The following is a 14,427-nucleotide window of genomic DNA, read 5'->3' on the forward strand; positions in this document are numbered from 1 at the left end:
CGCGAGTTTGGCGGGCAATCAGTTGTAAAAAACCTAAGGACTTTTATCTACTCTTGAAAAATATTCTTTTTTAAACCGGAGCGCTTTATTTGGTCTCCTTAATTTTCAAACTGCGGAAGGAAACATTGTCGCCGTGGTCCTGCAAAAGCAGATTACCTTGCTGAGACAAGCCAAATCCTTCGAAACCTTTGAACTTGGATTCGGCCACAAAATCCTTGAACTGCTGCGAACCACGCACGTATTCCACCACTTTATAACCGTTCAAAAAGTGCTGAACCGTTCCGTCCTTCTGCACCACAATCCTTCCCTGGTTCCATTCTCCAATCTTTTTCACAGCATTTCTCGGTCTGTCGGCAGGGATTACATCGTAAAACGACGCGATAGTACGGTTCCCGTTTTTGCCGAGCTTCGCATCCGGATGTTTCTCATCGTCCAGCACCTGATATTCACAGCCAATGCCTGATTTCCCACCCGAATTGAATTTTTGGTCTACAAAATATTTTACACCACTGTTAGCGCCTTCGGTAAGTTTAAAATCAAATTCAAACTCAAATGCCGGGCCGTATAATTTTTTGGTAACAATGTCATTTCCTGTTTCGGAACCGTCTGATTTTGAGATGGTAATCGTTCCGTCTGCATAATTCCAGCGTTTGGAAGGGAAATCCGTTCCGCCGTATGAGCGCCATTGATCGACCGTTTTTCCGTCATAAAGCAATGAATAACCCTGCGCTTTTTCCGCAGCATTCAGGGAATTAGGGATCAGGTTTACAATGCGGATGTTGGCTGCCGGGCTTGGCTTAAGATTTGAAGTTTTGATCCTTACATTTTTCCAGCTAACCTTTGTTCCTTCCAGGTCTTTGCTGCCAATGGCGTGCACTTGCAGGCAGATAAATCCGCTAGGCGTCATATCGTCAATCACGTGTGCAACGGGAACGCCGTTCAGGAATGTGCGTATTGAAGTTCCGATTGCTTCAATGCGGTATTTGTTCCAGGCGTCTTTTTTAAATGCTTTTTTTGCCTCCGGGTTCAAATCCAGCGGATATAGCCACCCGCGGCGTGCTTCGTCATAAAGTCCGGCTGAGTAAGCGCGGTCGCTCGGGTCGATTTCAACCTGGTAACCATGCACGCGGCCGTTTTGATATTCTGGTTTGGACAAGCTCCTGATCTGAATGCCGGAGTTGAGCTTGTTATCCACTTTAACATCACATTCAAAAATGAAATCACCGTAATCCTTCTCAGTTGTAAGGAAAGAATTAGGCGTATCGCTGACAGACGTTCCAACAATGGCGCCGTCTTTGACTTCATATTTAGCTTTTCCATTCAATTGTTTCCAGCCGGTAAGGTCTTTTCCGTTGAAAAGATTCTCCCATCCGTCTTTCGATTTTTGCGCATTCGCGAATGTCAGGGTGACCAAAAGAAGTAAAATGGTCAGCGGTAATCTTTGTTTTTTCATTTTAAAAGGAACTCTGTTTGATAAATGACCTAAGTAACGGACTAAAATGGACTTCCGTACATTATCAATGTAACGATATTTTGCATACGTTACCCTTACTTTTTAACAAACATTCCCATCATCCAAAGGACCTTTAAATCCTCTGACATGACGGGAATGTGCATTTTCAAAAATTCAACTCAATATCAGTAGCCCGGGTTTTGCGGGAATGCTGTTGCACCGCCTTCCGTTCTGTCGATCTGCGTTTGCGGGATAGGACGCAGCAAATGGATCGCTTTAACGTTAGGAGCTGCCTGCGGATTGTATTTCTGAACCCTTTCAACCAGGTTACCCCAGCGTTTCAAGTCCATCCAGCGGATCTGCTCTCCAAGTAATTCACGTCCACGCTCTTCCATGAGCATTTCCATGTTCATATCTGCCTGCTTGATCTCCATGGCGGCTGCTTTGCCAGCAAAGGCTGCACGGCGACGCACCATATTGATAGCGTCCGTGGCTTCTTTCACCTTGCCTGTCAGCAATTGCGCTTCGGCTAGCAACAAATAAGTATCTGCCAACCGGAAACACATGAAATCGCGGCTTCCCGGCTCGTAAGTACGGTCTGGGCGAAGGGGATCAAGGAATTTACGGTTCACAGGGAATAATGCTTCATCGTAACGACTTGGCACCAGCACCTGATAAGGCTTTTTCGCACGCTCTGCCAAAGGCATTTCATAGCCAGGAATGAAAATCGCCGTATCCCCAGCTTTGAATGTTACTTCCGTTTTCGAGTTGTCAAATACGTTTGTAAACTTGCCCGGGTTGTTGGAAAGCCATGTATCCTTAAAGGTCTTCTTGTAACGTGAATCATTCACACGGTCTGCAAAAACGGTTTCCAGACAGTATTTCGTCGGACGCATGCGCTTGAAAGGACGACCATTCAAAATATCCCGCACCATGCCGGCCTGCACGTCATATTGCATTCCGAAGTAAAGGTGCAAGCTGTTTCCTGTGCTGTTCGTCAATGGATCTGTGGTATACTGAACTGCAAACACAACCTCGTCATGGTTTTGATTGGCCTGATCAAAAACGCTTGCGAAATCCGGTAACAGCTTGAATGTATAGTTATTGATCACATTGGAGGCATACGTTGCTGCTTTGGCATAATCGTCCGCTGCTTTGGAAGTTGAATTGCCTTTTGCCAAAAATACCCTGGCAAGCAAATGCTCCGCCGCTGGCTTTGTGGCACGACCGTAATCAGTGGCTTTCGATTTTGCTTCCAGGTCCGGCAAAGCGGATTCCAGGTCAGCAATGATTTGCTTGTAAATTTCCGATTCAGGCGCGCGGGTAGTTTTCTTGGTGGGCAAAATGGTTTCAGTCAACCGCAGATCGACCGGGCCATATTGCTGCATCAAAAGGAAATAATAATGCGCCCGCAGAAATTTCATTTCAGCAACACGCGCTTTTTTGATCGCATCGGAAACAGTCGCAGCTGGCGCCCGTTCGATCACGGCATTACAAACGTTGATCCCGCGATAAGTTTCATCCCAAATGGTGGCCAGGTAATCCACAGTGGGCTGCAGCTGGGCATCATAAAAGTGAAAACCCTTGTAACCACCGTCCGCACCCGTCGCATAAAGGTCTGTGCCGAATTCAGTCATGGTAATGCCTTGCTGCGTTCCGTAGTAATTTCGCAGCGAAGAATAGGCCGATTTGGCAGCGTCTTCAAAACCTTTCGGTGTATTAATGTAGTCATTGCCGATGTTGGAAATGACCTCTTCTTCCAGCAAGTCGCTGCACGACTGGCCCATGAGCATCAAAGCCATTAAGCCAATGTATTTGTATGATTTTTTGATGTATCTAAATGTCATTTTCGTCAATATTAAATGTTTTACCAAACCTTTCAGCATGCTCAGAACTTCACATTAAGTCCGATCGTGGATACGCGCGTAGCTGGCGTTACACCTGATCCGATGGTTGTCTCTGAGGTTTCAGGATCCACACCATTGTATTTGGAGCGATATTTCGACCAGATCTTTGGCTGCTGGATACTTGCAAACAAGCGAAGCGATTCCAGACCCAGTTTCTTGGTCAGATTATTAGTGAAAGTGTAACCGAAGTTGATGTTACGGATCTTCACAAACGAACCATCGTAATAGATAATCGCCTGATTATTAACCGGGAACTCCTGGTCTTTGTTTGGCTGAGGGAATTCGTTGGTTGGATTGTTTGGCGTCCAGTAATCCACATACATTTGCTGATAACGGCCAGCCAATGCATTGTTATCGCGGTGGAACCCGCTGATGATCATCTGGCCTTGTCTTGCGTAGATGAAGAAAGAAAGGTCAAACCCTTTGAAATTGAAACGGTTGGTAATACCACCACTCCAATCCGGCACATCTGAACCCAACTTTTGACGGTCATCTGCATTGATCTTACCATCTGGCTGTCCGGTCAACTGTCCGTCCGCGCTGCGGCCATTCACGTCGGCAACTTTAATTTGCCCTACACGGCTTCCGTAAGATTTGGCTGCATCCGCTTCGTTTGTCTGCCAGATCCCCGCTTTTTTGTAATCAAAAAACTCAGACAAAGGATAGCCGATAAACCATTTGTTACCCAAATCATCCACCGCACCATTATAAAGCGAAATGATCTCTTCGGTGTTTTTGGTGAACTGGAAATCCGTAGTCCATTTAAAACCGTTTTTAGCATTCACGTTAATGGTAGAAACACCCAGCTCGATTCCGCGGTTGCGCGTTTCACCTACGTTACGTGTCACGGCATTGAATCCGATGGAAGCAGGCAGCTGATCGGAAAGCAGCAAGTCGGTTGTATTGGTTTCATAAAGTTCAAGAGATCCCTGAACGCGTCCTTTGATAAAGCTGAAATCGATACCCACGTTTTTGGTTGCAGAAGACTCCCATCTCAAATCCGGGTTTCCGATCGTATTGGGGCGATATCCGTAAGCGGGCGTGTTATCCCAGGCATAAATGGTCCGGCCCAGCAAACCTTGCGTCTGGTAAGGTGCCACACCCTGGTTCCCCACAGAGCCATAGCTTACCCGAAGTTTCAGGAGATCAAGCCACGAGACACTTTTCATGAAAGGCTCATTTGAAATATTCCATCCCAAAGCAACACCCGGAAATGTTCCGTATTTTGTATTCTCTCCAAAACGACTGGAACCATCCCGACGAGCAGTTACAGTTACCAGATATTTATCGGCATAGTCATAGTTAATACGCGCCATGTAAGAGTTCAACGTCCATGGAATCAGCACGCTACCCACGCCTAACACTGCATTGGCGTTACCCACACTGTAAAATTGCTGTGTTTCAGCGGGCACACCCTGAACTGAGATAGTATTAGCCTCAAAATTCTCGCGCTGCACCGAGTGAAGCGCTGTAATGCCCAGATTGTGCTTCGCTGCGAACGTTTTATTATAGGTGACAATGTTTTCCAATGTCCAGTTAAAACCAAACTGGTTATAGATAGAAGCTTGCGGGTCACCGCCTTTTCTTGCATTGGTTTGCGCACCAATAAATCGTCCGCCGCGTTCCACTGCAAAGTCGGGACCGAAATTGATACGGTATTTCAAACCTTCGATGATCTTTACTTCTGTATAGAGGCTGTTGAAGATCCTGTATTTTTTGCGTTCATCCACCTGAGCGCCTGGAACGATTTCAGCCAGCGGGTTGGTCAGAAGCGCATCGTTCGTTGGTGCGAAGATGAGCTTCCCTGCATCATCATAGGCTCGTCCCAGCGGGTTTTGGTTTAATGTAAATCCGTAAGGGTTCAAATCTTTACCATTTCTAACAGAATACATCAGGTAAGAAGATATCCCTACTTTCACGCGGCTGTTGATGTTATGGTCAATGTTGGCGCGCAGAGAAGTTCTTGTGTAATCCAGTCCTTCCGAAATCCCTTTATCCCTGAAAAACCCGCCGGAAATGTAGAATTGCGTTTTTTCGTTTCCGCCCTGCACCCCTACCGAATGGTTTTGCTGGAAACCCTGACGCAGGATCATATCCTGATAATCTGTCGTACGGTTTTTCGCGATCCCGTCCAATTCAACGGCCTCAAACAATTTCGAATCCGCAAAGGCATCCACCTGGCCCGAAGGAACCGGATTGCCATTCGCATCCTTATAAATGCTCCCGGATGCAATGCCACGGCGCGACTCGCGCATATATTCTGCAAATTCAGGTCCTGAGAAAAGACGGATTTTATCCAGCGCGTCCGTTACACCCACATACGTATCGTAGCTGACAGTAGTTTTGCCTTTTGTAGACTCTCCTCTTTTCGTTGTAATCAGGACAACGCCGTTGGCACCTCTTGCACCATAAATCGCCGTTGCCGTCGCATCTTTCAGGATTTCCATAGATGCCACGTCATTCGGGTTCATATCTTCATAACCTCCTGACACAAAATCAAACGGGCGAACAGACATTAATTCGTTCCGGTCACCTGCCAAAGGAATTCCATCCACAACATATAATGGGTTGTTACCGGCATTGAATGAACGTCGGCCACGGATAAGCACCTTTGGCGTAGAGCCAGGCTTACTTCCCGACTGGGAAACGTCCACCCCGGCCACACGGCCCTGCATGGCCTGGCCAATGTTGGTGATAGGCATTTCGCTGATCTGCTTGGCCGAAACAGATGAAATTGCTCCGGTTGTCTGGCTCTTTTTCTGGCTACCATAACCCACAACCACAACCTCCGAAAGCGCCTTCATATCAGACTCCAACTTGATGTCAACGACACTTTTGGCGCCTACCGCAACTTCCTGAGTAATAAAGCCAACCGATGAAAACACGAGCACGGCACCATTATCGGGCACGTCAATTTTAAAATTTCCGTCTGCATCTGTGTTTGTTCCGCTTCTGCTGCCTTTCAATACAACCGACACCCCGGGGATTGGCGTATTATCTTCTGATGAGGTGATTTTTCCTGAAACACTTTTGTCAATGGAAAAAACATGGGTTACGTTAGGCCGGTTCAGTGAAAATGCCTCGGCTGTGATGCCCGATACCATCATCGCTGCCATGGTCAGACGCAGGGCGCTTTGACCAGTACTGGTAAATTTTCTTTTCATACGCATGGATTGGTGATTGATAAAGTTCTGACTGCTTACTGCTTGACGAGGTTTTCTAAGCTTACCCCGATAAAAAATTATATTTATTATTAAAAAAGTTTTAATGTATATCAACGGTTACACTTATTCGGTGACAAAAGGTAAAATGGAAGCTGGTGATGGAAGTGTTGAGAAAAGGTTACCGCGATTTGCAAGCTGTTTTAGAACAATTCTGATAACAACATTTTTTGTACATAAAGTACAATTTCAAAGGCGGAATCGAGAATAGCGATAAGTGCCTTAACGCGGAAGTAAAAGCAGATTTTTATTTATGCAAACGTTATCGGGAACGTTGCCAGAATATTCAGTATCAAATATTTTATTGTAAAATATTACCAATCAGCTCACTAAGTGGAGTGAGATGCAGCGGTTTGTGGACTGCTGATTTTGGTACTATACCAATATTATTTAATCTAAATACGCCAGATAGAACGGGTACTAATTTATTATGGACAAGAAAAAGAAGGCAAGCAGAATAAGTAGTGCCATGGAAATTACACCAAGGATAATGTTACTTGAAGCCACCGGTTTTTTAAGGGCACCGGCGCTTGTTTGGGCGGGATCACGCTCGGTAATGATATCCAGAGAATTCCGGATCCTCCCCCAGATTGAATTTACCTCCTGGCTCGAAAGCGAATCAGGCTTCCAGTCGGACGCCACCAAAACGAGTTCCCTGGCTCTGGCAACGGTGTCTTTCATGGACGGATACTTCGTCATCCAGCCTTCCCAAAAAGAGCGGATAGGTGGATCATCGGGAAACCGGACCCATCTAATGAATAGGTTTTCCATCGCTAACTCTTCCGCCGATAACTCCGAAAACGGTTTCATTTCAAGCACATTATAAATTCAAAAGGCACATTCCCTTTGGTATAAAAATCAAAAATCCATTTGCAAAAATCCCTGCAAACAACAGCACCGCAGGATCAGTGAATTTTATAAAAAAGAAAATCCCGGCGGGTTTATACTCAAAATGGCTTTCCTAAAAGACTAAATGCTGATCACTGTAACCCCAAATTCTAATTTGAGAGATGAGCCTGGCTTACCGGCAACTAAACGCATTTTTTCCTTACATTTGCCCCCTGTTTCGTAGACTATAAGGACCAAAATATATACAATGACCTCGCATCAAATACGTCAGGCTTTTCTTGATTTTTTTAGGAGTAAACAACATTTAATTGTGCCTTCTGCACCTTTGGTGGCTAAGAACGACCCTACCCTCATGTTTAACAACTCGGGGATGGCGCAGTTTAAAGACTTTTTTCTGGGCAATGGCACGCCTCCCTCCCGCCGCATTGCGGATACTCAGAAATGCCTCCGGGTTTCAGGAAAACACAATGATTTAGAGGACGTTGGTTTTGATACTTATCATCATACCATGTTCGAAATGCTGGGTAACTGGTCTTTTGGCGATTATTTCAAAAAAGAGGCAATTACCTGGGCGTGGGAGCTTTTGACGGAGGTTTACAAACTTCCGAAAGACCGGCTTTATGTGTCGGTTTTTGAGGGTGATTCCAAAGATGGCGTTCCGTTTGATCAGGAGGCCTGGGATCTCTGGAAGCCGATCGTGGGTGAAGACCGCATTATTTTAGGTAATAAAAAAGACAATTTCTGGGAAATGGGCGATACAGGTCCGTGTGGTCCTTGCTCAGAAATCCATATTGATTTGCGCCCTGCCTCGGAAGTGGCGGAAATCTCCGGAAAATCGCTGGTTAATAATGATCATCCGCAGGTTGTAGAGATCTGGAACCTCGTTTTCATGCAGTTTGAACGGAAGGCCGACAGCTCGCTCGTTCCGCTTCCTGCCACGCATGTGGATACAGGAATGGGCTTCGAACGCTTGTGTATGGCGGTTCAGGCTAAGACTTCCAATTATGATACAGACGTTTTTCAAAATACAATTCAGGTTTTAGAAACATTGTCCGGCAAGCGATACGGCGTTAATGATGAGCCATTTGCGGACATTGCAATGCGCGTTATTGCAGACCATATCCGGGCAGTTGCATTTGCAATCACGGATGGTCAGCTGCCTTCCAACAACAAAGCTGGTTACGTTATCCGCCGGATTTTGCGCCGCGCAGTTCGTTATGGTTATTCCTATCTTGGTTTTCAAGAGCCGTTTTTCTACAAGCTGGTCCCTGTTCTGGCTGAGCAGTTTAAAGATGTTTTCACGGATCTGAAATCACAGGAAGAATTTGTGACGCGGGTGATCCTGGAAGAAGAAAAAAGCTTTTTAAGAACGCTTGAATCGGGCTTGAAACGACTGGATGTGATTGTGCATTCTTTGAAAGAGAAGGGCATTAATACCATAGCCGGTAACGAGGTTTTTGAACTGAGCGACACATTTGGCTTTCCGGTTGACCTTACCGCGCTTATCGCAAGGGAAAAAGGGTTTCAAATTGATGAAACAGGTTTCCAGGATGCATTGAGAGAACAGAAAAACAGGTCGAGACAGGATGCGGCGAAAGAGGCGACAGACTGGATCGAGTTGCGTGAGGCGGACGGCGTTGAGTTTTTAGGATACGATTTTGAAGAAACACACAGCCAGATTATCAAATATCGCAAGGTTAAGACAAAAACGGGCGAAGAATATCACATTGTCCTGGACCGCACACCGTTCTACGCTGAAATGGGTGGACAAGTTGGTGACACAGGCGTCCTGCTCCTGGATAACGGTCTGGCGGATGGTAAGAAAACAATCCGGATCGTGGATACCAAGAAAGAAAACGACCTGTTTGTACATATTTCGTTAGATAAAAATCTGGACGACGCATTACAAAATGCAGGAATTATCGTTGCTAAAATAGATAGTGACCGACGTGAAAAGATCAAAGCAAATCACTCTGCAACGCACTTGATGCTGTCGGCAATGCGGGAAGTGCTGGGCACGCACATCGGCCAGAAGGGCTCTTACCTGAACGACGAAGTGCTGCGTTTCGACTTTTCCCACTTTGCGAAAGTGACCGACGAGGAACTGCAAAAAATTGAAGACCGTGTCAATGAAAAAATCCGTGAGGACATTGCATTGGACGAAAGAAGGAACGTGCCGATCAAGCAGGCATTGGATCAGGGTGCAACGGCGACATTCGGTGAAAAATATGGCGATTTTGTTCGTCTGATCATTTTCGACCCGACTTACTCTTTCGAGCTTTGCGGTGGAACGCACATTCCATCAACGGGTCAGATCGGTGTTTTTAAATTCATTTCCGAAGGATCTGTATCCGCAGGCGTGCGCCGTGTAGAAGCGGTTACGGGTGCGAAAGCGCTTGAAATCATGCGCGATCAGGAAGCAACCCTGACCAGGATCAAAGATTTGCTCAAAAACCCAACGGATCTGATCAAGGCCGTGGAGAGCTTACTGGATGAACGCAATGCTTTGCAAAAAAGGATTGTTTCGCTTGAAAACGAAAAGATCCAGTCGCTGAAAACGACATTGATCGACAATATGAAAAAGCACAGCACATTCAACCTGATCGTAGAGAAAGTGGACGTGCCAAATGCTGATTCATTGAAACAATTGTCTTATGAATTGCGCGACCAGATCGAAAACCTGATCGCTGTTTTTGGGACAGAAATAGCTGGCAAGCCGCAGCTTTCGGTGTTTATTGCTGAAAATATCGTGCATGAAACGGGTTTGAATGCTGGTAAGATCGTGAAAGATCTTGCGAAGGAAATTCGTGGCGGCGGTGGCGGTCAGCCATTCTTTGCAACCGCTGGCGGTTCGGACGCAAGCGGCCTGGACACAGCATTGGATAAAGCGAAAGGGCTTTTCTAGGTAACTCAGTATGATAGGACGCAAAAAGGGCGACACCAAAATTGGCGTCGCCCTTTGATTTTACGACTGCGTCACACCTTTTGCTGAATCAACATTTATATGCTTTTGAGGTAAAGCGCCAGGAAAACCGAATTTCCATCTGTTGTGAGACCAAAGCCATAACTCCGGCTGGCGCTTGATACTCTTTTCCAACTCTGCATAATATAGTTTCATAATTTCTGTTTCGGTCATTTTTGCTGCGTCCTTCACTAGCAGGTTAAATCGAAAATTATATTTGTTCACGCCGCGTTTTTGTACATCCAGATACACCACGGCACTATTCCGTCGGATCGCCATGCGTGCTGCACCTGTCTGTATATACGTATTATGGCGAAAGAACTGAACGACATGTTTCCCCGCATCGGCGGGTCTCTGGTCCGCAATGTTGATAAAAATGGCGGGCTTCGTATCCTGCCAATTGACTACCGAGCGATACCAATGAGTCTTCGGGACCAGCTTCACGCCAAAGCGGCTTCTCAGCCCTTTCAGTTTTTCGTTCAACATTCTGTTTGAGACTGGCGAGTAAGCGGCAAGCACATTGCAATCGGTTAGCAGCGGCAGGGAAAACAAATATTCCCAATTGCCATAATGTGAGACCATGAGCACAATGTCCTTTTTCTCCTTTATCAATTGATGCAAAACGGACTGATTGCCATAGCTAACAAACTTTGCAAGGTCCTGCGGCGACAGTTTACGCACCAGGAAAGGCTCAATAATAAGATCCGCCAGATGCCTGTAATACCGATCGGCCAACCCAGCTGTCTCTGCATTTGAAAGTTCTGGAAAACAGATCGCCAGATTTTTGAGGATCACATTTTTGCGATAAGGCCAAATGTGCTTGAATATCAGATAAATCAAGCAAGCAATTGATCGCCATATGGGAACGGACAGGCTCGCGGTGCCCTTCCGGAAGAGAAAAGCGGTAAGTCCCCGCCTTTCTCTCCAAGGCAAAGTTTGCACGGCCCGTATTACAGAATAAACTGAATACCCGTATTGAACCCTAGGTGAACACCCTGGAAATCTTTTGAACTATCGTTTTTCCAGATATATTTCTTGACAAGATCGTAGTCATTTTCGCGCTTGTAACTTACGTAATTGATGGTCGGGCCAGCGAAAATTTCGAATTTGCTGCCAATTTTGTAAGCAGGAATAATGCGGAGTGAATTTTTAAAATAGTGAGCCTTTTTGAAGTTCGAAAGTGAATGACTCACGGCTTCTAAATTAAGCCTGAAATTGCTAACCAGCTTAATGTGTGCTCCCAAACCTGCTTCCACAGCGTACAAATCGTGTTTGCTATCTTTCAAATTGTATCCAATCCCGGCAATCCCATACAAAACGCGGCCACCGGAACGGAATGAGGCAATGGTAGTCATGGATTCGTCAACCGTTAAGGCAATGGATTTTTCACCACTTTTGATAAAATTGAAAATGGCGATCGGGTAATCGCTGGTGTCGGCAATGTTGATCAAACCAGCCAGTTGGATGCCTTTTACATTCTTGGCAATGTTAGCAAAACCGGCAACCTGCCCATTGACATTCTTGCCCTTATTCAGAAATCCGCTAACCTGCAATCCCTTCGCATCATTGCGTGTAATGTTAGCAAAACCAGCCATTTGAACCGACTGCGAGTTTCCGGCCAGGTTCATGAAACCCGCAATCTGCGCGCCCTTTGCTTCATTCTTAACAATATTTGAAAAACCTGCCATCTGGATTCCGTTGGCATTATTCCCGATAATGTTAGCCCCTCCCGCGATTTGAACTCCTTTTGCATTGTTGGATATCAGGTTTACCGCGCCTGCCATTTGCAGCCCAGAAGCATCCTGCTTAATCATATTGGCAGCGCCTGCGATGGCCACACCGGTTTCTGATCTGGAAAGCCCGGCAATGGCGTGGAGCGAAAACTGGTTTGTATAAGATGCCGCGTGTTTGCCATTGGTGCTGAGCGGATAAATAAGTCCGAAGTGCACGACCGATGTGCTGTCATGCTGACCAAAAGAAACAAGGGATAAACCGAAAAGGAATATGCTGAGAAGTGCAGCTTTAGCCGCGCAAAATCTTAAATTTTTCATGTGAATGTATTTAAAAAGAAATCATTTAAACACATACAGTCCGCAGGAACCCCAAAATTGCAGGCCTTCAATCCGGTCCAATTGCTGTATGCAAAGTACCGACAACGAGATGCGGGGTTACCCTAAAATAATCATGAAAAAAGAGTATAATAATTAAAGGCCACGGCCATAACGCCAGCTTAAACCACCTTGCCAGCCGATCCAGGAAGTCATGTTTTTGTTGCCAATCTTGAAGTCGGGGTAACCTTTTGGGGGGAAGGATTTGTAGCCTTTTTCGGTTTGGAAGCCGTCGCTGTCGTAAATGTTGAATGACGGGCCGGCGAAGAGCACAAGGCGTTTATTCAGCTTGTAAGTAAGGGCAGTTTGGAAGCGGTAAATGAAGGGAAGCTTATCCCAGCTGGTGGTGTAAATGTTCTGGTTGAGGATTTCGGTGAAGAAGCCAACCTTTTTGAATGGAAAAAATTCCCGCCCTATTCCAGCACCGAAAGTAAGGACCTTGTTCTGTCCGCCTGTGGTGGAACCGACCATGAGTATGCTGTAAAATTTGTGCGTACCCATCTTCCAGGCCACATTCAAAGGCGTAACGTCATTGGCATAAACAGAAATATTGGAAGTACTTTTTTTGATAATATTGATCAACCCTAAACTCAAACCCGACGAACTGTCTGCAATGTTAACAATGCCCAGCTGCGTTCCGTGAAGCCGCCTGGCCACATTTATGGTCGCGAGCTGAAACCCGCGCACCTCACGCTTGCCTATGTTGATCCCCCCGCTAATTTGTCCCCCCGAAAGGTTTCCTTTGACTACATTAACCCCACCGCCAACTTGTACACCGTTGAAATCTTCCGAAGCGTGGTTATAAGCCCCCGAAATCTGCGCACCGCTCGATCTATCACCAAGAATGCTCAATGCACCTGACACCTGCACACCGCGCAACGGCCCTGCGGAACGGCTCAAAAATCCACTGACTTGCGCACCACGTACATTTTTTTTGACACTCCCAGCAAATCCGGAAACCTGGACGCCGCTCAGCGAGTCAAGAATGTGATTTAAAAACCCAGCCACCTGCGCGCCTTTTACATCACCCGAAACCACATTAAAGAGGCCCGCGATCTGGGCATAGCGCACATCCTGCTTTGAAATATTAAAGCCACCGGCTATTTCTGCGCCATTTACGCCAGCCGTATAACCGCCCAGAAGGTTAAGCGAAAATTTGTTCACAACCTGCGAGCTCATCCGCCCATGTGTTCCCAAACCTGGTGTGAATGACGCCTGGTAGGGCAATGCGACAAAGAAACGGCCAATGTTGCGGCTTTGCGCGCGAAGCTTTGCGGAAAGGAAAAAACGGCCAAGCCAGGTGGATTCGCCTTCGGAATAGCGGACGATGAGTGGATCGAGGTCAACCGCTTTTTGTAGAATATTGATCCGAAGATCTGCACTTTCCTCATGGATCACGATCGTCGTATCCCCATAACCCACTTTGCTGATTGTCAGGCTTAAAGGTAAGCTCCGGTCTTTGATGCGTATCCTGAAATGCCCGGCGTCGTCAGACAATGTTGAAACCAGTAACTGCCTTGAATAAACGCTGGCGTAGTCAATGGGCACATTGGTTTCCTGATCGAAAATATGACCGCTTATATAAAACACTTTTTCCTTCGCCGCGGGAAGAATGATCAGGTAATCACCTTTTTCCCTGTATTGATATTTGTTGCTGAACAACTGGTCCAAAACCTGCTTAACCGGTTGCCGGGCTACACTTAATGTTACCAGGCTATCGCCGGAAATGATGTTGCTGTTATATGAAAAGTAAAATTTTCCCTGGTCACTGATGTTTTTTAATACTTCTGAAACGGGTTGTTTTTGCGCGGATACGCTCACGGTTTTATTCAGAATGCCCTGTGCGTAGGTTGCACAGGGCATAATTAGCATGATAATAATGAATTTTATCGTGTTCAGTTTCGTAAAAGTCTGATTCATTCCGAAA

8 protein-coding genes are annotated in these 14,427 nt (G+C 46.1%); 1 reads left to right on the top strand and 7 read right to left on the bottom strand.

Going from position 1 to position 14,427, the window contains the following annotated elements; genetic code table 11:
- Positions 1–85: 85 nt before the first annotated feature.
- The 4 genes from L0660_RS22655 to L0660_RS22670 all read right to left on the bottom strand — a co-directional run bounded on the left by L0660_RS22655 (position 86) and on the right by L0660_RS22670 (position 7,391).
- Entirely contained in the window at positions 86–1,453 is a 1,368-nt protein-coding gene (locus tag L0660_RS22655; RefSeq protein WP_235161429.1) for a DUF1080 domain-containing protein, read from the bottom strand.
- 185 nt (positions 1,454–1,638) lie between these two features.
- A complete protein-coding gene (locus tag L0660_RS22660; protein ID WP_233796001.1) occupies positions 1,639–3,300 on the bottom strand; it encodes a RagB/SusD family nutrient uptake outer membrane protein in 1,662 nt (553 codons plus the stop codon).
- A gap of 41 nt (positions 3,301–3,341) precedes the next feature.
- Entirely contained in the window at positions 3,342–6,524 is a 3,183-nt protein-coding gene (locus L0660_RS22665; protein WP_409013463.1) for a SusC/RagA family TonB-linked outer membrane protein, read from the bottom strand.
- 477 nt (positions 6,525–7,001) lie between these two features.
- Entirely contained in the window at positions 7,002–7,391 is a 390-nt protein-coding gene (locus tag L0660_RS22670; RefSeq protein WP_235161430.1) for a hypothetical protein, read from the bottom strand.
- A gap of 286 nt (positions 7,392–7,677) precedes the next feature.
- Here L0660_RS22670 and alaS point away from each other — a divergent pair, with 286 nt between their 5' ends.
- A complete protein-coding gene (gene alaS / locus L0660_RS22675; protein WP_235161431.1) occupies positions 7,678–10,335 on the top strand; it encodes an alanine--tRNA ligase in 2,658 nt (885 codons plus the stop codon).
- A gap of 60 nt (positions 10,336–10,395) precedes the next feature.
- Here the strand turns inward: alaS and L0660_RS22680 are convergent, their stop codons facing one another.
- The 3 genes from L0660_RS22680 to L0660_RS22690 form a co-directional block, all read right to left on the bottom strand.
- A complete protein-coding gene (locus L0660_RS22680) occupies positions 10,396–11,265 on the bottom strand; it encodes a lysophospholipid acyltransferase family protein (protein WP_409013467.1) in 870 nt (289 codons plus the stop codon).
- Positions 11,266–11,342: 77 nt separating this feature from the next.
- Complete coding sequence (locus L0660_RS22685; RefSeq protein WP_235161433.1) at positions 11,343–12,443, bottom strand: hypothetical protein; 1,101 nt, start codon at positions 12,441–12,443, stop codon at positions 11,343–11,345.
- A gap of 153 nt (positions 12,444–12,596) precedes the next feature.
- Positions 12,597–14,420 (bottom strand): STN and carboxypeptidase regulatory-like domain-containing protein, encoded by a 1,824-nt coding sequence (locus tag L0660_RS22690; protein WP_235161434.1) that lies wholly within the window; start codon positions 14,418–14,420, stop codon positions 12,597–12,599.
- Between the last annotated feature and the right edge of the window lie 7 nt (positions 14,421–14,427).

It is taken from the genome of Dyadobacter sp. CY351 (genome assembly GCF_021502625.1).
In the GTDB taxonomy this organism is placed as follows: Bacteria; Bacteroidota; Bacteroidia; order Cytophagales; family Spirosomataceae; genus Dyadobacter; species Dyadobacter chenhuakuii.

Coding starts and splice junctions, on each gene's coding strand:
- L0660_RS22655 (WP_235161429.1), bottom strand. CDS start 1,453: ATGAAAAAACAAAGATTACCGCTGACCATTTTACTTCTTTTGGTCACC.
- L0660_RS22660 (WP_233796001.1), bottom strand. CDS start 3,300: ATGACATTTAGATACATCAAAAAATCATACAAATACATTGGCTTAATG.
- L0660_RS22665 (WP_409013463.1), bottom strand. CDS start 6,524: ATGAAAAGAAAATTTACCAGTACTGGTCAAAGCGCCCTGCGTCTGACC.
- L0660_RS22670 (WP_235161430.1), bottom strand. CDS start 7,391: ATGAAACCGTTTTCGGAGTTATCGGCGGAAGAGTTAGCGATGGAAAAC.
- alaS (WP_235161431.1), top strand. CDS start 7,678: ATGACCTCGCATCAAATACGTCAGGCTTTTCTTGATTTTTTTAGGAGT.
- L0660_RS22685 (WP_235161433.1), bottom strand. CDS start 12,443: ATGAAAAATTTAAGATTTTGCGCGGCTAAAGCTGCACTTCTCAGCATA.
- L0660_RS22690 (WP_235161434.1), bottom strand. CDS start 14,420: ATGAATCAGACTTTTACGAAACTGAACACGATAAAATTCATTATTATC.